This window comes from Herbaspirillum sp. AP02 (assembly GCF_015767275.1).
In the GTDB taxonomy this organism is placed as follows: domain Bacteria; phylum Pseudomonadota; class Gammaproteobacteria; order Burkholderiales; family Burkholderiaceae_D; genus Herbaspirillum.
The window spans coordinates 25,121-50,077 of record NZ_JADWMY010000003.1 but is presented as its reverse complement, the minus strand read 5'-3'; the positions used below and the strand labels follow the sequence as shown (position 1 = coordinate 50,077).

19 protein-coding genes are annotated in these 24,957 nt (G+C 63.2%); 6 read left to right on the top strand and 13 right to left on the bottom strand.

Annotated features, from left to right (window positions below; genetic code table 11):
• Positions 1–292: 292 nt before the first annotated feature.
• Positions 293–2,407 carry a polyphosphate kinase 1 gene (ppk1, locus tag I5R65_RS08755; RefSeq protein WP_180670044.1) on the top strand — a complete coding sequence of 705 codons (2,115 nt, stop codon included), beginning with the start codon at positions 293–295 and terminating at the stop codon, positions 2,405–2,407.
• A gap of 58 nt (positions 2,408–2,465) precedes the next feature.
• Entirely contained in the window at positions 2,466–2,945 is a 480-nt protein-coding gene (locus I5R65_RS08750; protein ID WP_180670042.1) for a histidine phosphatase family protein, read from the top strand.
• 157 nt (positions 2,946–3,102) lie between these two features.
• Here the strand turns inward: I5R65_RS08750 and I5R65_RS08745 are convergent, their stop codons facing one another.
• The 6 genes from I5R65_RS08745 to I5R65_RS08720 all read right to left on the bottom strand — a co-directional run bounded on the left by I5R65_RS08745 (position 3,103) and on the right by I5R65_RS08720 (position 12,356).
• Positions 3,103–4,863 (bottom strand): methyl-accepting chemotaxis protein, encoded by a 1,761-nt coding sequence (locus I5R65_RS08745; protein ID WP_180670040.1) that lies wholly within the window; start codon positions 4,861–4,863, stop codon positions 3,103–3,105.
• A gap of 348 nt (positions 4,864–5,211) precedes the next feature.
• Positions 5,212–6,951 (bottom strand): methyl-accepting chemotaxis protein, encoded by a 1,740-nt coding sequence (locus I5R65_RS08740; protein ID WP_180670038.1) that lies wholly within the window; start codon positions 6,949–6,951, stop codon positions 5,212–5,214.
• A 382-nt stretch (positions 6,952–7,333) separates the two neighbouring features.
• Positions 7,334–9,352, bottom strand: coding sequence for a methyl-accepting chemotaxis protein (locus I5R65_RS08735; protein WP_231395121.1), 2,019 nt, complete (start codon positions 9,350–9,352; stop codon positions 7,334–7,336).
• A gap of 255 nt (positions 9,353–9,607) precedes the next feature.
• A complete protein-coding gene (locus I5R65_RS08730) occupies positions 9,608–10,657 on the bottom strand; it encodes a glycosyltransferase family 1 protein (protein ID WP_180670036.1) in 1,050 nt (349 codons plus the stop codon).
• Positions 10,658–10,701: 44 nt separating this feature from the next.
• Positions 10,702–11,592 (bottom strand): UDP-2,3-diacylglucosamine diphosphatase, encoded by an 891-nt coding sequence (locus I5R65_RS08725; RefSeq protein ID WP_180670034.1) that lies wholly within the window; start codon positions 11,590–11,592, stop codon positions 10,702–10,704.
• Positions 11,589–12,356: a GNAT family N-acetyltransferase gene (locus I5R65_RS08720; protein ID WP_180670032.1), complete on the bottom strand. Its 768-nt coding sequence runs from the start codon at positions 12,354–12,356 to the stop codon at positions 11,589–11,591. Before I5R65_RS08720 ends, I5R65_RS08725 begins: the two co-directional genes overlap by 4 nt.
• A gap of 497 nt (positions 12,357–12,853) precedes the next feature.
• Here I5R65_RS08720 and I5R65_RS08715 point away from each other — a divergent pair, with 497 nt between their 5' ends.
• Positions 12,854–13,636, top strand: coding sequence for a 3-hydroxybutyrate dehydrogenase (locus tag I5R65_RS08715; RefSeq protein ID WP_180670030.1), 783 nt, complete (start codon positions 12,854–12,856; stop codon positions 13,634–13,636).
• A gap of 63 nt (positions 13,637–13,699) precedes the next feature.
• Entirely contained in the window at positions 13,700–14,431 is a 732-nt protein-coding gene (locus I5R65_RS08710; RefSeq protein ID WP_231395120.1) for an AraC family transcriptional regulator, read from the top strand.
• Here I5R65_RS08710 and I5R65_RS08705 read toward each other — a convergent pair.
• A complete protein-coding gene (locus I5R65_RS08705) occupies positions 14,419–14,997 on the bottom strand; it encodes a phosphonate degradation HD-domain oxygenase (RefSeq protein WP_180670026.1) in 579 nt (192 codons plus the stop codon). The genes I5R65_RS08710 and I5R65_RS08705 overlap by 13 nt on opposite strands.
• Before the next feature lie 172 nt (positions 14,998–15,169).
• The gene (gene katG, locus I5R65_RS08700; protein ID WP_180670024.1) at positions 15,170–17,419 is read right to left on the bottom strand and encodes a catalase/peroxidase HPI; all 2,250 of its coding nucleotides are present in this window, start codon (positions 17,417–17,419) and stop codon (positions 15,170–15,172) included.
• 580 nt (positions 17,420–17,999) lie between these two features.
• Between katG and I5R65_RS08695 the strand changes: the two genes are divergently transcribed.
• Positions 18,000–18,560, top strand: coding sequence for a DUF4337 domain-containing protein (locus tag I5R65_RS08695; RefSeq protein ID WP_180670022.1), 561 nt, complete (start codon positions 18,000–18,002; stop codon positions 18,558–18,560).
• Between the two features lie 237 nt (positions 18,561–18,797).
• Positions 18,798–19,748 carry a DMT family transporter gene (locus I5R65_RS08690; RefSeq protein ID WP_180670020.1) on the top strand — a complete coding sequence of 317 codons (951 nt, stop codon included), beginning with the start codon at positions 18,798–18,800 and terminating at the stop codon, positions 19,746–19,748.
• Positions 19,749–19,766: 18 nt separating this feature from the next.
• On the opposite strand, the gene tcdA is transcribed toward I5R65_RS08690, so the two are convergent.
• From tcdA to I5R65_RS08665, 5 genes are all read right to left on the bottom strand, one after another.
• Complete coding sequence (tcdA, locus tag I5R65_RS08685; RefSeq protein WP_180670017.1) at positions 19,767–20,633, bottom strand: tRNA cyclic N6-threonylcarbamoyladenosine(37) synthase TcdA; 867 nt, start codon at positions 20,631–20,633, stop codon at positions 19,767–19,769.
• A 124-nt stretch (positions 20,634–20,757) separates the two neighbouring features.
• Positions 20,758–21,702 carry a protein translocase subunit SecF gene (gene secF / locus I5R65_RS08680; RefSeq protein WP_180670015.1) on the bottom strand — a complete coding sequence of 315 codons (945 nt, stop codon included), beginning with the start codon at positions 21,700–21,702 and terminating at the stop codon, positions 20,758–20,760.
• A gap of 84 nt (positions 21,703–21,786) precedes the next feature.
• Complete coding sequence (gene secD / locus I5R65_RS08675) at positions 21,787–23,691, bottom strand: protein translocase subunit SecD (RefSeq protein WP_180670013.1); 1,905 nt, start codon at positions 23,689–23,691, stop codon at positions 21,787–21,789.
• A gap of 155 nt (positions 23,692–23,846) precedes the next feature.
• Entirely contained in the window at positions 23,847–24,179 is a 333-nt protein-coding gene (yajC, locus tag I5R65_RS08670; RefSeq protein ID WP_180670011.1) for a preprotein translocase subunit YajC, read from the bottom strand.
• Positions 24,180–24,407: 228 nt separating this feature from the next.
• Positions 24,408–24,704: a hypothetical protein gene (locus I5R65_RS08665; RefSeq protein ID WP_180670010.1), complete on the bottom strand. Its 297-nt coding sequence runs from the start codon at positions 24,702–24,704 to the stop codon at positions 24,408–24,410.
• Positions 24,705–24,957 lie beyond the last annotated feature (253 nt).

Here is a 24,957-nt window from a genome sequence, read left to right as displayed (position 1 = left end):
AGTTTATGACCCGAACTTGTCATCCAGCCCAGGCCCGGTAGCCCGCATCCCCGCGCCGGCGCGGCTCCCGGTCCCGGCTCGCAAACCCCCGTCGCCAGGCTGCGGGCGGATTTCCTGACAATTTCGTGTCATGTAGCCGGGTCCACATTGCATCGAAGCAAATATGTTTTTATCATCACATGTGCTTGCTCTTATACTGAAGCAACGTGACAAAGCGACATGAGTCTTGTCATAAACTCGTCATACCTCCTAAATACACTGCCCGCTCAAAGTGGATGGACAGGGATCATTGATGACCAGAAAAGCAAAGCCGGAAAGCAGCACAGCACCTGAACTTCCCGCCAATACGATTTACCTCAATCGCGAACTATCGCAACTGGCCTTCAACCGGCGCGTGCTGGCCCAGGCCGAAGACGACAGCGTGCCGCTGCTGGAACGCCTGCGTTACCTGTGCATCTGCAGCAGCAATCTGGATGAGTTCTTCGAAGTACGCATCGCCAGCCTGCTGGCCAATCGCATCGAAGGCGAGAACATCGATCCGCCCGAGCTGCGCGCCGCCCTGGAGCGCACCAGCGTCGAATGCCACCGCATCGTGACGCGCCAGTACGAACTGCTCAACGACGAAATCCTGCCGCAACTGGCAGCCAACGGCATTCACCTGCTGCGCCACGACGACCGCAACGAAGCGCAGCGCGCCTGGGTCAAGCAGTATTTCGAGCAGCATGTGCGGCCGCTGCTGACCCCTATCGGCCTGGACCCGGCCCACCCCTTTCCGCAGGTCCATAACAAGAGTCTCAATTTCATCATCGAGCTGTCGGGCAAGGATGCCTTTGGGCGCGGCACGGCCATCGTCATCGTCAAGGCGCCGCGGGTGCTGCCACGCGTGATCAAGCTGCCGGATCATCTCTCGGCCAAGGGCCAGTCCTCGTTCTGCCTGCTGTCTTCGGTGATCCATGCGCATATCGCAGACCTGTTCCCGGGGCGCGACATCACGGCCTATTCGCAATTCCGCGTCACCCGCAACAGCGACCTGTGGGTCGATGAAGAAGAGGTCAAGAACCTGCGCCAGGCGCTGGAGACCGAATTGCAGAGCCGCCAGTTCGGCGTGGCGGTGCGCCTGGAAGTGGCGGCCAACTGCCCCGAGCACCTGGCGCAGTTCCTGCTGAACCAGTTCAATATCGAGCGCAACCGCCTGTACGCGGTGCAGGGTCCGGTGAACATGGTGCGCCTGGGCGAGATCGTCAATCTGGTCAGCCAGCCGGAGTTGCGCTTCCCGCCCTTCTCCCCCACCCTGCCAGCACAACTGGCCAACGAAAACATCTTCGCTGCGCTGGACAAGAAGGACGTGCTGCTGCACCACCCGTTCCAGTCCTTCCAGCCGGTGGTGGATTTCATCCGCACCGCCGCTCACGACCCGCGCGTGCTGGCCATCAAGCAGACCATCTACCGCACCGGCATGAATTCGGACCTGATGGAGGCCTTGATCTACGCCGCCCAGCACGGCAAGGAAGTGACGGTGATCGTGGAACTGATGGCGCGCTTCGACGAAGAAGCCAACATCAACTGGGCGGTCAAGCTGGAACAGGCAGGCGCGCAGGTGGTCTATGGCGTGGTGGGATTGAAGACGCACGCCAAGCTGGCGCTGGTGATCCGCCGCGACGATGACCAGAACCTGCGTTTCTACGCCCACCTGGGCACCGGCAACTATCACCCCAACACCACCAAGTTCTATACCGACTTCGGCCTGCTGACCTCCAACCAGGAACTCACGGCCGAGGTCAACGAGGTCTTCATCCACCTCACCAGCCTGACCAAGCCGCGCCATCTCGCGCATCTGTGGCTGGCGCCGTTTTCGCTGCAGAAGGAGATCATCCGCGCCATCCGCAACGAAGGCCAGATCGCCCGCGAGGGTCGGCCGGCACGCATCATCGCCAAGATGAATGCACTGCTGGACGAATCGGTGATCCGCGCCCTGTATGCGGCCTCGGCCGATGGCGTCAAGATCGACCTGATCGTGCGCGGTGCCTGCGCGCTGCGCCCGGGCGTACCGGGACTGTCGGAAAACATCAAGGTGCGTTCCATCATCGGCCGCTACCTGGAACATTCGCGCATCTACTACTTCCGCAATGACCTGGCCCACGACGTCTATCTGGCCAGCGCGGACTGGATGAACCGCAACCTGTTCCGCCGCATCGAAGTGGCCTTCCCGGTCCTGGACAAGACCTTGAAGAAACGGGTGATCTCGGAAGGACTGAACCCCTACCTGAAGGACAACACCAATTCCTGGCAACTCGACGTCAATGGCGTCTACACGCTCAAGAAACCGCGCACCAAGCAGCAGTGCTTCAACGCCCAGCAACACCTGATGACCACGCTGGGCATTCCGGCCACGGTGCCGGAGGAGTAAGACAGGACGCCGCTGTGCCCCACCCCATGCCACCTGCCGATTTATCCGAGGAGCTGAAATGGACCTGATTCTATGGCGACATGCCGAGGCCGAACTGGGCGAACCCGACGAGGGCCGCGCCCTGACCCCCAAGGGTCACAAGCAGGCAGCCAAGATGGCCGAGTGGCTGGATCGCAATCTTCCGGAAAGCTGCCGCATCCTGGTCAGTCCCGCCACGCGCACCTTGCAGACGGTGGAAGCCCTCAAGCGCAGGCACAAGGTAGTGGCCGAACTGGCTCCCGACCGGAGCGCGGAAGACCTGCTGCGCGCGGCCAACTGGCCGGACAGCCGCGAACCGGTGCTCATCATCGGGCACCAACCGACTCTGGGCCAGGTCGCCGCGCAACTGATCTGCGGCCAGCCGCAGGAGTGGTCGCTGCGCAAGGCCAATATCTGGTGGATCAGCCAGCGCGAGCGCGGCGACGTCACCACCAACTACCTCAAGGCGGTGGTCGCCCCCGAATTGCTGGCGACTTCGGGCAAGCATCACCCGCGCTGATGGTGGGTGGACCCTGCACTGCCGGGTAACGCGCGACAGTTACCGGACCGGCACGCGAGGAGCATAAAAAAACGCTGCGACCAGTACCGACCGGTCGCAGCGTTTTTGCGTTTAGCGCTTGCAGCCGCGGGCTTTCAGGCCGGCGGAGCGGATGACATCAGAAGGTCTCCCAATCGCCATCATCGCCGGTGGCCGATACGCGGGGCGCCGAACGGGAAGGCGCGGCAGCGGCCGGCAAGGCCGGTCGCTTCAGGAGCGGGGCTGCTTTGGCGGCTGCTTTAGGGGCTGCCTTGGGAAGCGCTTGCGGAGCGACCATCTTGGGTGCGGGCATGCTGGCAGCCTGCGCAGCGCGTGCCGGAGTCGTCGCCATCACGGCGCCACCCACGCGGAAGATCGCCACTTCCTGCATCAGGGCCTGGGCCTGCTGCTCCAGCGACTTGGCGGCGGCGCTGGCCTGTTCCACCAGAGCCGCATTCTGCTGGGTCGCCTCGTCCATTTGCGTCACCGCACGCGAGACCTGGTCGATGCCCGCGCTCTGCTCATTGGAGGCGGCCGAGATTTCGCTCATGATGTCGGTCACGCGCTGCACCGCCTGGATCACGTCGTTCATGGTCTCGCCGGCCTGGCCCACCAGTTGCGAGCCGGCCTGCACCCGCTCTTCCGAATGCATGATCAGTTCCTTGATCTCCTTGGCTGCGCTGGAGGAACGTTGGGCCAGTGCGCGCACCTCGGTGGCGACCACCGCGAAGCCACGTCCCTGCTCGCCGGCACGGGCCGCTTCCACCGCGGCGTTCAGGGCCAGGATGTTGGTCTGGAAGGCGATGCCATCGATGATGCTGACGATGTCGGTGATGCGCGCAGAGCTCTCGCGGATCTCTTCCATGGTCTGCACGACCCGGCCCACCACCGCATTGCCATCGGCCGCGATGGTGGAGGCGTTGACGGCCAGCGTGGTGGCCTGGCGGGCATTGTCGGCGTTGTGCTTCACGGTGCTGGTCAGCTCTTCCATGCTGGAAGCGGTCTCTTCCAGCGAGGCCGCCTGCTGCTCGGTGCGGGACGACAGGTCGAGGTTGCCAGAGGCGATCTCGCGGGTAGCGGTGGCGATGGCATCGCTGCCACCGCGCACTGCATGCACGGTGCGCGAGAGGCTTTCCTGCATGCGCGAGAGGCCATTGAGCAACTGGCCCATTTCGTTCTTCGAATGCACGTGCACCGGCTGGGTCAGGTCCCCCGAGGCGATGGCATCGAAGTGACGCAAGGCGCGCTGCATCGGCTCGCCGATGGCACGGCGCAGCGACCACCAGCTGTAGAAGGCCAGCAGCAGGCCGGCGATGATGGCCGCCACGGAGAACATGCGCGAGGCTTCGTAACGCGCCATGGAGGTCTCGGCGCTATGGGTCGCCAGCTCGGTTTCGTACTTGCTCAGGGCCTGGCCGTCCAGTTGCATGGCGGTATAGATGGTGCCGACCTTGCGTGCCTGGTCGGCGATGGCCTGGCGGTCTCCGCCCTTGATCACTTCGGCAAAACGCGTCAGCTCCTGCTCGGTCTTGTCGATGCCGTCCGAGACCTTCTTCACCAGTACTTTGCCCTCGTCGGTCTGCGGCAGCGCGGTGTACTTGCCCCACCATTGCAGGGCCTCCTTGCGGGCATTGGCATCCATGCCGTACATACGCTCGGCCCAGGCGGTGTCGCTGGTGAGCGCAGCCTGGTCCAGCGAGGTGCGCTGGCGTCCGATCCAGATCAGGGTATTGTCGGCGGCGACGGTCTTGGGCATGCGCTCTTCAGAAAGCTGGCGATTGACGCTGACTGCGGCCGACATACCCAGCAGACCCGACGCGCCGATAGCCAGCAGCAGGATGGACAGTACAAGGACGGCAATGGCGAGTTGCGCCTTGATGGAAAGGTTCTTGATGGACATTGATCTGGTTCCGATGGATGAAGAGAATGTGTGGCTGGTATTACCCCAGGTTCGCGTGATCCCGCGAGTTGGCCGCAATCATCGACACCCCCAACGCGGGCGGGCCTCGATGCCGTGCTCTTCCCCTGGCCGCACAGGCGATCGCCCTCCCCTTTTCCGGAACGAAGCGCTTGCTGCGATTGTTATAGCTTTACGGCAACTTGGGGATTATCTTAAATTCTCACGCATCCTGCTTGCGTCGGACAAAATAAAAGCGCCGCGACCCTGAAGGTGGCGGCGCTGACGCAACATCTTGATTTTTTGATACCAAAAATGACGTCCTTTTAATCCTGGACGTCATCATCACGCTCAGAACTCCTCGAACTCGTCATCCCGCGCCATGGCGGCCGGGTTGGCCTTGGTCTTGGCCGTGGATGATGCCGGCGGCAGGCTGGCAACCGGGCGCGGCACCGATGCCACGGCCGGCGGCGGGTTGACGGTGCGTGCCATAGTCGGGCGCGCCACCGGAACCACCGGCGCGGCAGCGCCGGTGGCACCCATCTGGGCGGTCCTGAGCCGGAACACCCCCACCGCCCGCGCCAGCACGTCGGACTGCTCCTGCAGGCTTTCGGCCGCCGCCGCCGCCTGCTCCACCAGCGCGGCATTCTGCTGGGTGATCTCGTCGATCTGCGAAATGGCGTTGTTGACCTCGGCGATGCCGGCGCTCTGCTCCTGGCTGGCGGCGGTGATCTCGCCCATGATGTCGGCCACGTGCTTGACCGAGGACACAATCTCGCTCATGGTGGCGCCAGCTTCATCGACCAGCTTGCCGCCGGTGTCGACCTTGTCCACGGAGTCGCTGATGAGCTGCTTGATTTCCTTGGCGGCAGCGGCGCTGCGCTGGGCCAGTGCCCGCACTTCGGAGGCCACCACCGCGAAGCCACGCCCCTGCTCGCCGGCACGGGCCGCTTCCACGGCCGCGTTCAGGGCCAGGATGTTGGTCTGGAAGGCAATACCATCGATCACGCCGATGATGTCGACGATCTTGCTGGAGCTTTCCTTGATCGAACCCATGGTGACCACCACGTCACCGACCACGCGACCGCCCTTGGTGGCGTAGTCCGAGGCCGACAGCACCAGCTGGTTGGCCTGGCGTGCATTTTCGGCATTCTGCTGCACGGTGGAAGTCAGTTGCTCCATGGAGCTGGCGGTTTCTTCCAGGCTGGAGGCCTGGGATTCGGTGCGGTTGGACAAGTCGACGTTGCCACGCGCGATCTCGTGCGAGGCCACGGCGATGACGGCGGCGCTTTCCTTGACTTCGTTGAGCGTGGCGGCCAGGTTGGTCTGCATGGCGTTCAGCGCGTTGACCAGATGGGCGGCTTCATCACGGCCATCGTCGTGGAAGTCCTGGGTCAGGTCGCCACTGGAGATGGTCTCGGCAATGCTGCCGGCGCGCTTGAGCGGGTTGACGATAGAGCGCGTGATGACGAAGGTGAAGAAAAAGCCCAGGCCCAGCGTCAGCACGCCCATCAGCAGCATGCCGATCTGCGCCTTGCGATAGCTGTCCTTGGCCTCGACATGGGCCTCTTTCATGTCGTCCTGCTGGAACGAGGCCAGCGCACCCACGCTGCTCATCCACTTTTCATGGGCCGGCAGGAAATCGCTTTTCAACAATTGCGCCGCATCGAAGTAATTGTTGCTGACGACCTGCTGGCGGATCTGTTCGACGATGGGGAACAGCTTCTTGCTCTCGCCACCGCTGGCGGCCAGCAATTCCTTGCCACGGCCGCTGGAGGTCAGTTCGGTGATCTGTTTCTCGAAGCCGGCATAGGCCTGCAGGATACGGCCCAGATGCGCATCCTCGGCCTTGCCCTCGGCCGCATCGGTGGGGGTGACCACCTTGCGCAAGGCCAAGGCCAGTTCGCTACCGGCTTCCCGCATGTTCATGGCAGTCGTCATGGCGGTGACCTTCTTTTCAATCACGTATTCGCTGCCGGCTTCCATCTCGGCCATGCGCCACAGGCCGATCAGCAGGATCGCCGTGGCCAGCAGCAGGATGAGGCAGAAACCGAACGCCAGGCGGCTACCGATCTTGAGTCGTTGAATCATGGATGATGTCTTCCTTGTAACGCGAACTTCGACGGTGGTGCAAATGAGACGGCCGCATGTGACCTGCCTTCCCTGCGGCAGCTTTACAGCATGATTCGTGCCTGCCCGGTTGCCCTGCGCCAGACACACGGGCAGACGGGCAAGCTGCCCCCCGGCGCAAGACAGAACCTGCGACCGCGACGCGTTGATATTGTTGGCTTGTTATTGTTGAACCGCGCAGCCGCCACACCTGGCGTGCCGCAAAGCTACAGGCAGCGCGGATTGGGCGTGGCGCATATTAGAAGAGGGCCATGCGGGCAAGCCAATGCTTTGTCGGCATGCCCGCATGTTTCTTTTGCATAGTTGAAAAAGCGACCAGTACCCAGGGATGGCAGGTCGGTGCTCACGATACCGGCAGCGCCGCCTGCGCCAGCCGGGTCGGTGATCCGGCGATGCGCAGCACCGCATCGCCCTGCGCATGGGCGCTATCGTCGCCGGTGCGAAAGACCGCCACCGCCTCACGCAACACCGAAGCCTGTTGCTGCAGGCTTTCGGAGGCTGCCGCGGCCTGCTCCACCAGTGCTGCATTCTGCTGGGTGATGGCCTCCATCTGGGTGATGGCGTCATTGACCTGGCCGATCCCGGTACTCTGTTCCTGGCTGGCCTGGGTGATGTCGCTCATGATGCCGGCCACCTGGCGTACCGCGCCGACGACTTCGTTCATGGTCACGCCGGCTTCGTCGACCAGCTTGCCGCCGGTATCGACCTTGTCCACCGAATCGCCGATGAGCTGCTTGATTTCCTTGGCGGCGCTGGCGCTGCGCTGCGCCAGCGACCGCACTTCCGAGGCCACCACGGCAAACCCGCGTCCCTGCTCGCCGGCGCGCGCGGCCTCCACGGCGGCATTGAGGGCGAGGATGTTGGTCTGGAAGGCAATGCCGTCGATGACGCTGATGATGTCGACGATGCGGCGCGAACTTTCCCGGATCTGCGCCATGGTCTGCACCACATCGCCCACCACCTGGCCACCGCGCTCGGCCAGGCGGGCGGCGGAACCGGCCAGCTGATCGGCCTGGCGGGCATTTTCGGCATTGTTCTGGACGGTGGAGGTCAGTTCTTCCATGGCGCTGGCGGTCTCCTCCAGGCTGGACGCCTGTGACTCGGTGCGGCGTGACAGATCGGCATTGCCGGTGGCGATCTCACCGCTGGCATGCTGCATGAGGTCGATGCTGCTGCGCACCTGGGTCACGATGCCGCTGAGGCTGCCGGTCATGCTGTTGAGCGAGCCCAGCAATTGCGCCGTCTCGTCGCGGCCACGCACCGCGCTGTGCACGGTCAGGTCGTAGGCGGCGACGCGCTTGGCCATGGCCACCGAAGCCAGCACCGGCTGCGTGACCGAACGGGTGATCATCACGCCCAGCCAGGCCGCCAGCACCGCCAGCAAGAGGATGGCCGCCAATACCGACATCTGTTGCTGGCGCAAGGCCGCATTCTGCGCATCGAGTTGCGTGGCCAGCACCGCAGTGGCCTCGCTGATGGCCTTGAACTGCTCGTCGATGGCCTGGGTGAATTGCTTGAAATAGGCCTCCGACGCATACGTCACCTCCTGCGGCAGCAGCACCTGCTCGCGGGCCAGCTTGAGGGCGTCCAGCCCCAGCCGGTTGGCATTGTCGAACACCGCTCCCAGCCGGGCGCCGATATCGGCATTGGCAGCCACACCCTTGGCAAAGGACTTGCGGGCCACCAGCAGCCGGTCTTGCGCCCGCTCCAGCATGGCCACCAGTTCCAACCGGTCTTCGCGCTTGATGTCTTTCTTGAGCAGCAGGCTGGCGCCACGGGCTCGGGCGCGCCCGAGGTCTTCGGTCAGCATCGGCATGGCGATGAAGGCCGCGTTGATGAGCTGGGTACTGTCGAAATCGGGATCAATGGTGTAGTGGAAATGGTCGAGCATGCGGTCACTCAGGTCGAACAGCGCGCCGATCACGGCACTGTGGGCCGCGAAACTCTCCGCAGCGGCAAGCTGCCGGGCGGCAACGGCATCCCTCACCTTGACCCAGGCCTGTACCTGCGTCTGCAGCAGCGCGCCGGCCTGGGCATCGCTCTTCTGCATGCCTTGCATGGCCTGCGCCAGCGCTTGCAGGGCCTGGTCGACTTCGGCTGCCTTGGCCTGTCGGGGGGCGACCATGTCGCTGGCGCCGTTGAGCATCACGGCCGACATGCCGCGGTGCTGTTGCATCAGTTGCACGCTGCGCAGCAGCCGCCGGACCGGCTCGACGCCTTCGATTTCCTGTTTCTTGAAACGGATGACGCGCTCGGTGCTCAGCACGTACAGTGTGGTCGGCACGCCGAACAACACCAGTCCCAGCAGGCCCAGCAATGCGAACTTCTGCCAGAGTTGCAGATTGGCAAGCAAAGTCTTCATCTCTCCCCTCCTCTTGTTGTCTTCCCATGTTGCCGTCGCTGACACCAGCGCTGGTCTCGGCGGCGGCGGACGTAACTGTAAGTCCAGTTGTGCTCTGGACTTTTGAGATTTAGCAAATTCCATTCCAAGAGCGCAGAAATGCCCGCGCAGCCGCAAAGCTTGCGCAAGCCGGCGCACAGGTCGGCGCAAATCGGAAGATGCAAAATCGGGAACAGGAAGGAAGATGCCACGCGGCCCTGCCGGCGTGGCAGCGGATCAGCGCGTCTCGCCCACCGGCTTGATGGCCGCAGCCTTGTCCGGGGCCGGGCGATGCGCCAGGTGCAGATGCTGCAGGAATTGCTGGGTGGCGGACTCCCACGACCGGCTGGCAGCATGGGCGCGCACAGCTTCATGGTCCAGCTTCAGTGCCTGCAGGCAGGCTTGCTTGAGATCCTGGCGCAGGATGCCGGAGACGCCGTTGTCGACCACGTCGATCGGGCCCTCGACAGGATAGGCGGCCACCGGGATGCCGCAGGCCATGGCTTCCAGCAACACCAGGCCAAAGGTATCGGTCTTGCTGGGGAAGACGAAGACGTCGGCGCAGTTGTAGTAAGCCGGCAATTCCGCATGGCCCTTGGCGCCGAGGAAGCGCACCTGCGGATAGCGGGCGCTCAGTTCTTCCAGCTGCGGGCCATCGCCCACCACCCACTTGGTGCCGGGCAGATCGAGCTTGAGGAAGGCTTCGATATTCTTTTCCACCGCCACCCGGCCCACGTAGAGGAACAGCGGGCGCTCGATGCAGGCGTGGTCCTCCACCGCCGGGCGGAAGTGTTCGGTATCCACGCCGCGTCCCCATAGCACCACGTTGCGGAAGCCCTGCTCCTGCAACGCGGTCTTCATCGCCGGGGTCGGTACCATGATGGCTTCGGAACGCCCATGGAACCAGCGCAAAAGACGATAGGTGATGGCCTTGGGCAAGAGCTTGCGGGCGGCCAGGTATTCCGGGAAACGGGTATGGTAGGCCGTAGTGAAATTGAGCTTGTGACGCAAGCAGTAGCGACGCGCCGCCAGCCCCATCGGCCCTTCGGTGGCGATGTGGATGCAGTCAGGCTGGAAACCCTCCAGGGCGGCGGCGATGCGGGTGTAGGGCTGGTAGGCCAGGCGGATTTCGGGATAGGTCGGGCAGGCGAAGGTGCGGAAGTCGCGCGGCGACAGCAGCAGCACTTCATGACCGGAGCTGCGCAGGCAGCGCACGGTGGAGCGCAGGGTATTGACGACCCCGTTGACCTGGGGTTCGCCGGCGTCGCTAATGATGGCAATGCGCATAAATCGTATAAATAATTTGATACTTCAGGAGCCGGCTCGATGCCTCAGGCCGTCGCCAGTTCGCGTGCGGCCATGCGGGCTTCCTTGCCGGCGCGCTTGAGCTGCATGATTTCCTGCCAGGTCACCAAGCGCAGCGCGCCGTCGGGGTCTTCCACCAGCGCCGAGAGACTCTCGACCCAGTCGCCGTCGTTGCAGTAGACGACACCACCGATGTCGCGAATCTCGGGCTTGTGGATGTGGCCGCAGATGACGCCGTCCAGACCCCGCTTCTTGGCCTCATCGGCCAGTGCATCCTCAAAGGAGGTGATGTAATTCACCGCGTTCTTGACCTTGGACTTGAGGTATTGCGACAGCGACCAGTAAGGCAGGCCGGCGCGGGCGCGCCAGCTGTTGAACCACTGGTTGAACTTGAGGATCATGGTGTAGAGCGAATCACCCACATAGGCCAGCCACTTGGCGCAGGCGATGACGCCATCAAAGCGGTCACCGTGCAGCACCAGCATGCGTTTGCCCTCGGCGGTGACGTGCACCAGTTCGTCACGGATCTTGATGCCGCCGAAATCGAGGTCGATGAACTGGCGGATCACTTCGTCATGGTTGCCGGGAACGAAGATGACGTTGGTGCCCTTCTTGGCTTTCTTGAGCACCGTCTGTACCACGTTGTTGTGGCTCTGGTCCCAGTACCAGCGACGTTTGAGCTGCCAGCCGTCGATGATGTCACCCACCAGGTAGAGGGTGTCGGACTCGGTGGCGCGCAGGAATTCCAGCAGGCGCTCGGCCTGGCAACCGGTGGTGCCCAGATGGATGTCGGAAATCCAGATGGTGCGAAAGCGCAGCGGATCGCGTCGTGCGTCGTCGTCGCCGGCATCGTGCTCAGGCCCCAGGTCGGCGAACAGCCCCTGGGCTTTTTCCATGAACTGTTCGCGTGGTTTCATGCGGCCCTCGAGTCTTTCAGATAGTGGCGGGCGTAGCGGCTGTCGAGCTTGGACAAGGGCAGCAGCAGGAAGAAATCAGCCGAGTGGAAATCAGGGTCCCAGGCCGGTTCACCGCAGACCCAGGCGCCGCTGCGCAGGTAGCCGCGCAACAGCGGCGGGATCTGCGGTTCGATGCCGGCTTCGCGGTCTTCCAGCGGGAAGGGCAGCAGCGGCGCGACGCGGTAGTCGGGCGGTGCCAGGTTCTTTTCACGGAAGGCGTGATACAGGGCGGCGGCATTGTGGCCACCATCGGCCAGGCTGACGCTGGCGCAGCCCATCAGGTATTCGCAGCGCTCCTTGCGCATGTAGGCGGCCAGGCCGGCCCACAGCATCATGATCACGCCGCCGCTGCGGTAGTCCGGGTGGATGCAGGCGCGGCCGGCTTCGGCGATGACGCCACGGATGTTGTCCAGGCGAGAGAGATCGAATTCCTGTTCCGAGTAGAACTTGCCCATGCGGCGGGCGCCGTGCGGGCTCAGTACGCGATAGGTGCCGACCACGGAGAGAGTCTTGCTGTCGCGCACGATCAGGTGGTCGCAGTAGTCGTCGAACTCATCCTTGTCCAGGCCGTCGGGGTTGGCCAGGGCCGACAGGTTCATCGCTTCGATGAAGACCTTGTAGCGCAGGCGCTGTACTTCGCGCACTTCTTCCGGAGTGGTCGCCAGGCTCAGGTTCAGCTTGGCAAAGCTCGGATTGGCATCGGCAGGAATGGTAAGCAGTCTCATGCATTGTCCTTTATGGTGATGGGTGAGGGGGCGTTGGGCGGTCAGGAGTAACCGGCAAAAATAAAGGGCCGCACCTGAATCCATTCCACTACCCACTCAAAAGAGCGGCTGTTCCAGAATGAAATCGAAACATCTATTGTCGAATTTCGAGAATCAGCCGATATCCCCGGGATAACGCTGCACAGACTAACCAGCGATTGTTTCACCCACATGACCTCTGCGGCGGTTTTGGCAGGGCAGCAACAAGAGTCGCGCCAGCGTTACAATGGCGTGACAAAGTGTCGCCGGGAGACCTCCGGGATCGGGGCAAGACACACGCGCGAGGGTAAGGAAACGGGGTACCACCCCGAGGAATCTTTCGATGAAACGTTCATCGAAACCATGGATTGATGACCGCCAGCGTTGATCGCGCGCAACAGGACAACCGGGCAACCGGCGCCGATGGCAACGGCGGTCAGGCTTTGCAAACTCCGTCAACTCGAAACATAAGGAAGATCATGCTACTCAAGGATAAAGTCGCTCTCATCACCGGTTCGGCCAGCGGCATCGGCAAGGAGATCGCGGTCGAATACGCCAAGCAGGGCGCCAAGGTGGTCATCGCCGATCTGGCCCTGGAAGCGGCCAAGGCGACGGCGGAAGAAATCGTCAAGAACGGCGGCACCGCCATGGCCGTAGCCATGAACGTGACCGACGAGACCCAGGTCGACAAGGGCGTGGCCGATGCGGTCAATACCTACGGCGGCCTGGACATCATGATCAGCAATGCCGGCATCCAGATCATCAGCCCGGTGGCCGAACTGTCGCTGGAGAACTGGCGCAAGATGCTGGCGATCCACCTGGACGGCGCCTTCCTGACCACGCGCGCGGCCATGAAGGCGATGATCAAGCAGGGTCGCGGCGGCGCCATCATCTACATGGGTTCGGTGCACTCGCACCTGGCTTCGCCGCTGAAGGCGCCCTACGTGACGGCCAAGCACGGCCTGCTGGGCCTGGCCAAGACGGTGGCCAAGGAAGGCGCCAAGGACAAGATCCGCACCAACGTCATCTGCCCCGGCTTCGTGCGCACGCCGCTGGTGGAAAAGCAGATTCCCGAGCAGGCCAAGGAATTGGGCATCAGCGAAGATGAGGTCATCAAGAAGGTCATGCTCAAGGACACCGTCGATGGTGAATTCACCACCACCCAGGACGTGGCCCAGACCGCAGTCTTCCTGGCGGCCTTCCCGACCAATGCGCTGACCGGCCAGTCGGTGGTGGTCAGCCACGGCTGGCACATGCAGTAAGCCTGACATGCGGTGTCGCCATCGATGGTGACACCGCCCGGCAGCGCCTCACTCTCCCCCATCTTGGACACCCAACTCCACCTGCGCAGCTACCGCGACGAGTCGCTGGCGCATCGCCATGATTTCCCGCAACTGGTGCTGCCGCTCGCCGGCCGATTGGAACTGGACATCGGCGGCCGCCAGGGCTGCGCCGACAGCGTCACGGCCGCCTTCGTGGAAGCCGGTGCCGCCCACGCGACCTGCGCCGGCGGCGCCAACCGGGCGCTGGTGCTGGATCTGGCACCCAGCACCATGAGCAACCTGCAGCTGGACAGCCTGGCGCGCACGCCCTTCGTGGCGCTGACGGCGGCGGCCGGCAAGCTGGTGGAATTCATGGCGCTGTCGCTAACCCACAGCCAGAGCCCCTCCGGCGCGCGCCTGCAGCACTGGGTGCCGCTGTTGCTGGACACGCTGGCGCAACATCCTCCGCAAGCGAAATCGCGCCTGCATCGCATGCTGGCCCGGGTCGAGGCGCAGGTCGCACACCCCTGGACGGTGGCTGACATGGCCGCGCTGGCTGCCATCAGCCCCAGTCGCCTGCATGAATGGTTCCAGCAGGAACTGGCTAGTTCTCCCCGCGCCTGGCTGGCCGAAGTACGCATGGCGCAGGCTTGCCATTTGCTGCGCACCAGTGCCCTGCCGCTGGCGCTCATTGCCCAGCGTTGCGGCTATGGCGACCAGAGTGCGATGACGCACGCCATGCGCAAGCTACGCGGCACTACACCCTCGGCTTACCGCAAGAGCTACCTGGCCTGAGCATCCTGCCCGGCACCGGGCGCGACCAGACATTGATCGAAGTAGCGTGCGAAATGCGCAAAATCGGGCGTGGCCATCCCGGCGCTCTTGGCGCGGTCATCCCAGCGCCGCAACCGCACCGCGTCGACCGCATGCGGGCGGTCGATGAAGGCGGCCGCCTGTTCCACATCGAAGACCCCGCCCTGCAGTTGCAGGCTACGCACGGAATCGGCCGACAGGGTCGAGAAATAGGTGGCATCAGTGGCGCACAGGTAGCGCTTGGCATCCACATGCAGCGCGATCGGTGCCAGCACGGCGTCGTTGAACACGCCCCGCAGGAAAGGCAGGATGCGGTACTGGTGCAGGTCATCGATGCCCGCCAGGGTCGGGGTCTGGCCCAGGTCTTCCAGCATGTGACCGAGATCGTGCAGCAGGCTGGCCACGATCAGGCTGTGGCCAGCGCCCTCCTGCTCGGCCAGCAGTGCGCATTGCAGCGCATGCTCCAGTTGCGTGACCGGCTCGCCGGTGTATTGGGTGTGCCCATGCCGTGCGAACAGCAGGGCGATGTCATCCAGGCTCAGGGCCATGGTGCGCCTCGTTCATGAAGGAAAATTCAGTCCGCCACTATAGTCCTCGCACATGGCGACGCCATGACATCGGCATCATCGTGTCAGCGGGCGGGCAAAAAAATGGCGGGCCCTGCGGCCCGCCAATCTTGCTACCTTGCGCTGCAGCTGCCGGCGAAGGCAGCCATCGGTCTTACTTCTTCAGGTCGTAGCGATCCAGTTCCATCACCTTGACCCAGGCCGCCACGAAGTCCTTGACGAACTTTTCCTTGGCATCGGCGCTGGCATAGACTTCGGCCAGGGCGCGCAGCACGGCGTTGGAACCGAACACCAGGTCGACGCGGCTGCCGGTCCACTTGACGGCGCCACTGGCGCGATCACGGCCTTCGAACTCTTCCTGCGCCGGCGAGGTGGACTTCCATTCGGTGCCCATATCCAGCAGGTTGACGAAGAAGTCGTTGGACAGCACGCCCACACGGCTGGTGAACACACCCTTGGTGCTGCCGCCGACAGTGTTGCCCAGCACGCGCAGGCCGCCGACCAGGACCGTCATTTCCGGCGCGGTCAGGGTGAGCTGTTGCGCCTTGTCGATCAGCATGTCTTCACCACGCACCGCATAACGCTGCTTCTGGAAGTTGCGGAAGCCATCGATGACCGGCTCCAGCGGTTCGAAGGAAGCGACGTCGGTCTGCTCCTGCGAGGCATCCACGCGACCGCCATGGAACGGCACGCTGACCGCCACGCCGGCATCCTGGGCGGCCTTCTCGACGGCGGCGCTACCGGCCAGCACGATCAGGTCGGCCAGCGAGACCTTCTTGCCACCCTGGTTGAAGGCGGACTGGATGCCTTCCAGCGTGGACAGCACCTTGGCCAGCTGGGCCGGCTGGTTGGCCGCCCAATCCTTTTGCGGGGCCAGGCGGATACGCGCACCGTTGGCACCACCGCGCTTGTCACCACCACGGAAGGTGGAAGCCGACGCCCAGGCGGTCGACACCAGTTCGGAGACCGTCAGTCCCGAGGCCAGTACCTTGGCCTTGAGCGCGCTGATGTCAGCGGCCTGCAGCGCCGGCGCATCGGCCTTGGGCAGCGGGTCTTGCCAGATCAGTTCTTCGGCTGGCACTTCCGGACCGAGGTAGCGTACACGCGGACCGAGGTCGCGGTGGGTCAGCTTGAACCAGGCGCGGGCAAAGACCTCGGCGAACTGGTCGGGGTTTTCCAGGAAGCGGCGCGAAATCTTTTCGTAGGCCGGATCGACGCGCAGCGACAGGTCGGTGGTCAGCATGGTCGGACGCAGCGGCGCGCCACCATGGGCGTGCGGGATCACCGCATCGGCGCCCTTGGCCACCCACTGGTGGGCGCCGGCCGGGCTCTTGGTCAGTTCCCATTCAAAATTGAACAGATTCTCGAAGAAGAAATTGCTCCACTGCGCCGGGGTCTGGGTCCAGGTCACTTCCAGGCCGGAGCTGATGGTGTCGCCGGCGGCACCGCTGCCGAAGCTGCTCTTCCAGCCCAGGCCCTGGCTTTCCAGGTCGCCACCTTCCGGTTCGCGGCCGACATGCTTGGCGTCTCCAGCACCGTGGGTCTTGCCGAAGGTGTGGCCACCGGCGATCAGGGCCACGGTTTCTTCGTCATCCATGGCCATGCGGGCGAAGGTTTCGCGGATGTCCTGGGCGGCGGCCAATGGGTCGGGATTGCCTTCCGGGCCTTCCGGGTTGACGTAGATCAGGCCCATCTGCACGGCGGCCAGCGGGTTTTCCAGGTTGCGGCCGGCCGGCGCGGTGCGCGCCTGTTCCTGGCCATGACGGTCGGCGTCGGCGGTGATTTCGCCGTGGGCGGCACCCGCCTTGCCCTTGCCGTAGCGGTCGTCGCCGCCCAGCCAGGTGGTCTCGGTCCCCCAGTAGACGTCCAGGTCCGGTTCCCATACGTCTTCACGGCCGCCAGCGTAGCCGAAGGTCTTGAAGCCCATGGTTTCCAGCGCCACGTTGCCGGTCAGGATCAGCAGGTCGGCCCAGGAAATCCTGTTGCCGTACTTTTGCTTGACCGGCCACAGCAGGCGGCGGGCCTTGTCCAGGTTGACGTTGTCGGGCCAGCTGTTGAGCGGCGCGAAGCGTTGCTGGCCGCGACCTGCACCGCCACGACCATCGCCGATGCGGTAGGTGCCGGCACTGTGCCAGGCCATGCGGATGAACAGCGGGCCATAGTGACCGAAGTCGGCCGGCCACCAGTCCTGGGAATCGGTCATGACCTTGGCCAGGTCAGCCTTGACGGCGGCCAGGTCCAGGCTCTTGAAGGCTTTTGCGTAGTTGAAATCCTCACCCATCGGGTTGGACTTGGAAGAATGCTGGGCCAGCAGGTCCAGGCGGAGCTGCTTGGGCCACCAGTCGCGGTTGCTGGTGCCGCCGCCGGCGGTATGGTTAAAGGGGCACTTGGCTTCATTCGACATTGCGTTCTCTCCTGTTGATCGACCCGATGGTCATGACGCCCGGACCGGGAAACGGGCATCTCTGTGGCCCCACCCGCGCGGCTGGGGTGAGGCGGCTTGGCATTGCGACATCAGGCTGACTGCGTTCTGCTACGGCGCGATGACGCCGTACTGCGGGGCCAGCTTCGCCTTGTCCCGGTCATGCTTGCGAAGAACCATTAATGTAATTCATCAAAAACAATCTGTTGATTGTCTTTTTGTATAACACCAGTCAATAAATCCAATCCCGCAAGTTCAGAATATGTGGATCAACAGTGTAGCCAAAGGCAAATCTTCCTGCAGGGTCTGGCCGTTTTTTCAATATGAGCCCGTGACCTCCATCCTTGTCCGGCAGGAGAGCTCCTGTCTGTGAGGAAGTGCGAATTTTGTCCTAATCACCTGTCCTTTCGGGCAGCTGACCCACACAGCGAGAACCGCCCCACCCGGCAAGAAAATACGAGTATCGCAATGATTCAGGTCAACCATTCCCGAGATGAATCGTTCTTGGAGCGCTGCCCCGTGTCGGGCGGTCCCCCATTTCCTCCACATTACAAGAACCATCATGACGGAAGCCACCGAAAACCTGGAACACGCCGAGCACGCCCATGCCTCCGGCAACAAGAAGCTGGCCCTGCTCATCGCCATCCTGGCGCTGGTGCTGGCGATCACCGAAACCATGTCCAAGTCCTACCAGACCGAGGTCATCCTGAAGCATCAGGAAGCGGCCAACCTGTGGTCCTTCTTCCAGGCCAAGTCGGTGCGTGGCAATGCGGCGCAACTGGCCAAGCAGCAGTTGACGCTGCTGGGCAACCCCAAGGATGAACGGGTAAATTCGGCCATCGCCAAGCTGGACGACGCCATCGCCCATTACGACAGCGACGAGAAGAGCGGCGAAGGCAAGAAGGAACTGGCGCACAAGGCGCGCGAGGCCGAACATGAGGCCCATGGCTACATGGAAAAATACGAGAAGATGGAAATGGCCGCCGGCATGCTGCAAGTGGCCATCGTGCTGGCCTCGGCCACCATCATCACCGGCGTGGCGGTGCTGGCCTACCTGTCCATGGGCATCGGCGTGGTGGCCCTGGCCTTTGTCGGGGCGGGACTGTTCGGCACGGTGATCTGAGCCTGCCCCCTGCCCCTGCAAGCGAACGCCGGCCGAGTGCCGGCGTTTGCATTTTCGCCCGCCCGTTCTAGCCCGTTCTAGCCCGTTCTAGCCCGTTCTTTCACGTTCGGCGCAAGGCGGATGCATGGGTCCGCAGTCCTGCACAATAAAACCGTAGCCCACAACAATTCAGCCCTGAGCGACTGCGGCATACTGCCAGCCTCTGCAAACCTGTCGTGGCACGACCACACCTGATTCATGCGTTCCAACACGATCCTGCAAGGTATTTTCTACGGCACGCTGGCCGGCGCCGCCTGGGGCCTGGTCTTCCTGGCGCCGGAACTGACCCGCGCCTTCTCGCCCTGGCAACTGACGGCCGGCCGCTATTTGGCCTATGGCCTGTTCGCCGCCGTGCTGATCGCACCGCGCCTGCGCAAGCTGCTACCCCATCTGGGTCGCGCCGAATGGCGGGCCCTGGTGTGGCTGAGCCTCTTGGGCAATGTGGTGTATTACGTGTTCCTGGCCAGCGCCGTGCAACTGGGCGGCATGGCGATGACCTCGCTGGTGATCGGCTTCCTGCCGGTGGCGGTGAGCATCATCGGCAGCCGTTGCCACGGTGCGCTGCCCCTGCGCAAGCTGGTGCCGTCCCTGGCGCTGGGCCTGGCAGGCATCGCCTGCGTGGCGTGGCAGTCGCTGGGGAGTGGCACCGTGGGTGCCAGCACTGGTGGGTTCGGGGATGGCCTGATCGGCTTCTTCTGCGCGCTGGCCGCGCTGGTCTCGTGGACCACCTACGCGGTCGGCAACAGCCGCTGGCTGGGGCGCCTGCAGGCGATCTCGGCGCATGACTGGAACCTGCTGATCGGTGTGGTCACCGGCCTGTTGTCGCTGTTCGTGGCAGTACCGGCCTTCACGATCATGCTGCAACCGCATCCACAAAGTGAATGGTGGCACTTCATCGGCGTGTCGGCGGGGGTGGCGATCTTTGCCTCGCTGTTCGGCAATGCCTGCTGGAACAAGGCCAGCCGGCTGCTGCCGCTGACCATGATCGGCCAGATGATCCTGTTCGAAACCCTGTTCGCGCTGCTGTATGGCTTCCTGTGGGAACAGCGCTGGCCGACCCTGCTGGAAATCGCGGCCATGGTACTGGTCACGGCCAGCGTCCTGCTATGCGTGTCCGCGCACCGGGTCGATGAGGGCGGCGGACACTGAGGGCTGACGGCCTGCAGTTCACCCGGCTGCGGCAGCGATATCGGCCTGTGCGGCCAGCTTCTTCAACACATGGGCGGCCGCCACCAGGCCAAAGGTAGCGGTCACCACCATGGCCGAGCCAAAGCCGGCGCAATTGAGGCCAGTAACACCGGCTTGCGTGCTGTCGGCGGCATCCTCGCCGACATCCATGTCTTCGGCCGGAGCGACCTCGCAAACCTCACCCTCGGTCAACTCGGGGAAGCGCAGGGGTTCGGTGGAGAACACGGCATCGATGTGGAACTTGTTCTTCGTCCCGCGCGGAAAGCCGTGCTGCGAGCGCAGGCGCTTGCGCACCTTGGCCAGCAGCGGTTCCTGCTCGGTGCGGCAAAGATCGCGGATTTCAATCTGCGTGGGATCGATCTGGCCGCCGGCACTGCCAATGGTGACCATGGGCATGCCGTTCTTGCGGCACCAGGCGATCATGGCGACCTTGGCCGGGACGTTGTCGATGGCATCGATGACATAGTCGAAACGGCCGCCGCCCAGCATCTGCTCCACATTCTCGGGATCGACGAAATCCTCCACCTCGGTCACCACGCAGGTCGGATTGATCTGCCGGATACGCTCATGCAGGGCCGTGACCTTGGCCTTGCCCAGGGTCTCGGTGAGGGCGTGGATCTGGCGGTTGACGTTGGATTCGGCCAGGTTGTCCAGGTCGATCAGGGTGAGATGGCCGATGGCGCTGCGCGCCAGTGCCTCGACGATCCACGATCCCACGCCCCCTACCCCGACCACGCACACCCGCGCCCGGCCAAAGCGTTGCAGGGCGGCGGCGCCATACAGGCGGGCCACGCCGCCGAAGCGGCGTTCATAGTCGATATCGTGCAGGTCGGTGGATGTGCTCATGATCAAAAAAACGTCATTCGGTGATGCGATAGGGTGAAATAAAGCATTATCCCGGCTTTATGGGATTCTCATGAAAAAGGGCCGCAGCGCGAACGCTGCGGCCCTTATTTTCGGAGGCGCGGGATCAGACCACGGCGCCGCCGTTCTCGTCCTTGACCTTGACCGGCTTGATCAGGTCTTCGCGCTTGACGCCCAGCCACATGGCCAGGGCGGCGGCGACGAACACCGACGAATAGATACCGAACAGGATGCCGATGGTCAGCGCCAGGGCGAAGTAGTGCAGCGTCGGGCCACCGAAGAAGAACATCGCCAGCACCATCATTTCGGTGCTGCCGTGGGTGATGACGGTACGCGACATGGTGCTGGTGATGGCGTGGTTCAACACTTCCGGCGCGGACAGCTTGCCGAAGCGGCGATCACGGAAGGCTTCACGCACCCGGTCGAAGACCACCACCGATTCGTTGACCGAATACCCCAGCACGGCCAGGATGGCGGCCAGCACGGTGAGCGAGAATTCCCACTGGAAGAAGGCGAAGAAGCCCAGGATGATGATGATGTCGTGCAGGTTGGCGATCACCGCCGCCACCGCGAACTTCCATTCGAAGCGGAAGGCCAGGTAGATCACGATGCCCAGCACCACCATGCCCAGCGCCAGCAGGCCGTCATGGGCCAGCTCGTCACCCACCTGCGGACCGACGAATTCCACCCGTTGCAGGCGCACGTCCGGGTCTTCCGCCTTGAGCGCGGTATTGACCTTCTCGCTCTGCTGGCTGGCATTCACGCCGGCCTGCGCGGGCAGGCGGATCATCACGTCCTGGGCGGTGCCAAAGCTTTGTACCAGGGTGTCGCGATAACCCAGTCCTTCAATGGACTTGCGGATCTTTTCCAGGTCCGCCGGCTTGTTGTAGGCCACTTCCATGACCGTGCCGCCAGTGAATTCGATGGAGAAGTGCAATCCCTTGGAGAACAGGAAGAACACCGCGGCCACGAAGGTCAGCGCCGAGATCGCATTGAAGATCAGGGCGTGACGCATGAAGGGAATATCTTTTTTGATGCGGAAAAATTCCATCACTATCCTTTCGGTGCCGGTCGCGTCACGATGGTGGCGACCGGCTCAAATCTGGCTGGGCTGCTGTTTCGGGTGAGCAGGCGCTTACTTGACGTCGCGCTTGGCGGAAGCCTTGCCGGAGGTGGAGAGCACCTCACCTTCCGGCTTCCAGATCTGGCCGATGGCCAGGCCCGTCAGGCGCTTCTTGCGGCCATACCAGAGGTTGACCACACCGCGCGAGAAGAACACGGCCGAGAACATCGAGGTCAGGATGCCCAGGCAGTGCACCACGGCAAAGCCGCGAATGGCGCCGGAACCGAAGATCAGCAGCGCCAGGCCGGCGATCAGGGTGGTCACGTTGGAGTCGAGGATGGTCGCCCAGGCGCGGTCGAAACCGGCGGCGATGGCAGCCTGGGGTGAATTGCCGGCGCGCAGTTCTTCACGGATGCGTTCGTTGATCAGCACGTTGGAGTCGATCGCCATGCCCAGTGCCAGCGCGATGGCGGCGATACCCGGCAGGGTCAGCGTCACCTGCAGCGTCGACAGCAGCGCCACCAGCAGCAGCACGTTCACCGACAGCGCCAGGGCGCTGAAGAAACCGAACAGCTGGTAGTAGATCATCATGAAGATGGCCATCGCCAGGAAGCCGTAGAGCACCGAGTCGAAGCCCTTCTTGATGTTGTCGGCGCCCAGTTGCGGGCCGATGGTGCGTTCCTCGATGATGTCCATCGGTGCGGCCAGGGAGCCGGCGCGCAGCAGCAGGGCCAGGTCGCTCGCGCCCTCGGGCGAACCCATGCCGGTGATCTGGAAGCGCGAACCGAGTTCGGAACGGATGGTGGCTACGGTCAGGACTTCGCCCTTGCCCTTTTCGAACAGGACGATGGCCATGGCCTTGCCCACCTTGTCGCGGGTGGCTTCGCGCATCTTGCGGCCGCCGTCGCCGTTCAAGTCGATACTGACCGCCGGCTGGTGGTTTTCATCGAAGCTGGCCGAGGCGTTGGAGATGTAGTCGCCGGTCAGCACCGGTTCCTTGTTCAACACCACCGGGGCGCCCTTGCCGATCTTGAACAGTTCGGAGCCGAAGGGGATGGCCGAGGTTTCTTCGGTGCCACGGACCACGCTCTCGTCGACCATGCGCACTTCCAGGGTGGCGGTGCGGCCGATGATGTCCTTGGCGCGCGAGACGTCCTGCACGCCCGGCAGCTCGACCACGATGCGGTCGGCGCCCTGGCGCTGGATCAGCGGCTCGGCCACACCCAGCTCGTTGACGCGCTTGGACAGGGTGCTGATGTTCTGCTTGACGCCGTCTTCCTGGGTCTGCTTGATGGCTTCCGGACGCAAGGTGCCGACCAGCTTGAGGTCGTCGCCGGTACCGGCGTCGGTCAGCAGCATTTCCTGCAACTCGCCCAGCGCAGCGCGGGCCTTGCTGCGGGTATCGGCGTCACGGAAGGAAATCTCGATGCTGTCGCCGTTGCGGTTGATGCCGCTGTGGCGGATGTTCTTGTCGCGCAGCAGGCCGCGCACGCTGGCTTGCAGACCTTGCAGACGCTTGTTGACGATGGCCTTGACATCGACCTGCATCAGGAAGTGCACGCCGCCGCGCAAGTCCAGGCCCAGGTACATCGGGAAGGCGTGCAGGCTCTGCAACCACTGCGGAGTATTGGGCAGCAGGTTGAAGGCGACGATGTAGGTCGGGTCGCTGGGGTCGGTATTGAGTTCCTTTTCCAGCAGGGCCTTGGCCTTGAACTGGATGTCGGTGGAGGCGAAACGCGCGCGCACCGAGGGCTGCGAACCGGTGTTGTCGAACGCCACACTCTCTGCGCCGAGATTGCCTTGTTTCAGGATCTGATCCACCCGGCCGGCTACGGCGGGTTCGACCTTCAGGGTCGACTTGGCGCTGCTGATCTGCACCGCGGGGGACTCACCGAAGAAGTTCGGGACGGTATAGATCACGCCGAACAGCAGGGCCAGGACGATCAGTGCGTATTTCCAGAGAGAGTAACGATTCATGGTCTTGTGCTTCGTGCTTGCGGGAGAGGACGGCAGGGACCTGCCGCCCTGTTCAGAACCCGGGTGGAAAAACCGCAGGGTTCTAACAAGATGGGCGCATCAGCGATGCGCCCATGGGTTCGACGGCATGCGGGCCGACAGAACCGGTCAGGCCATTACAGGCCCTTGATGGTGCCCTTCGGCAGCAGGGTGGTGACTGCGCCCTTTTGCACGACCACTTCGGTACCTTCAGCCACTTCGATGGTGATGTAGCCATCGGCCACCTTGGTGATGCGACCCAGCATGCCACCGGAAGTGACCACTTCGTCGCCCTTACCCAGGGCATCCATCATGGATTTCTGTTCTTTCTGACGCTTCATCTGCGGGCGGATCATCAGGAAGTACAACACCACGAACATCAGGATGATCGGCAGGAAGCTGGCCAGGTTGCCCATCGCGCCACCAGGGGCTGCTGCGGCCGTTTGCGCGTATGCGTCGGAAATAAACACGTAAGGCTCCAAAGGTTGATTAAAAATAGCCCTGCATTCTAGCACTGCACCAGCGCTATGACGCCAAATCGGGACGTCTTGCAGCAGATCAAGGGAGAAATGGCTATTTTCATGGCCGGCGCCGTGGATGGGCGCGCAGCAGGAGCCGCCGTGGCGGGCGGGATCAGGACCGGTCGGGAATCAGGTCGAGAATCAGGTCGGAAATCAGGTCAGGAATGCGGTCGGCGATCAGTACACCACCAGCACCGAGCGTTCGCGCTGGTTCACCAGCAGCAGTGCCCGTCCATCCGGGCTGCCGGCCATCACCCCGCCGCAGGTATTGGAGACGGCAGCGGTGCCGTTGACGATCTGCACCACCACATTGCAGCGCGTGGGCACGACGGCCGAGACAGCCAGACGCGCCGTGGTGGCGGCCTGCAACTGCTGGCGAGACCAACTGCACAGCACCAGTGCCACGATCAGCAGCATGGCGCTCCAGCGCAGCAGATGCGGACGGGCCAGCGCCTTCGAGGAGGGATTGTTCATATCGCAGGTTCCTTGCCTTTGGATGGGCTACTGCATTTTTCGACGATGAATCAATTTTAAATAAATTTACCGATTAAATCAATTAAATTAATTTGACAACACAAATCAATGTAGTTGATTTTTTTACCATCGATTGTCGTTCCATTGGCAGCAGAGCGGCTTCTCCAAAGGCCTCTCGGCTTACAGCCATCAAATCTGACAACTTCTTCCTGCTGATTCCTGACGACAGTCCGTGGCTAGAATGCGAACGAAT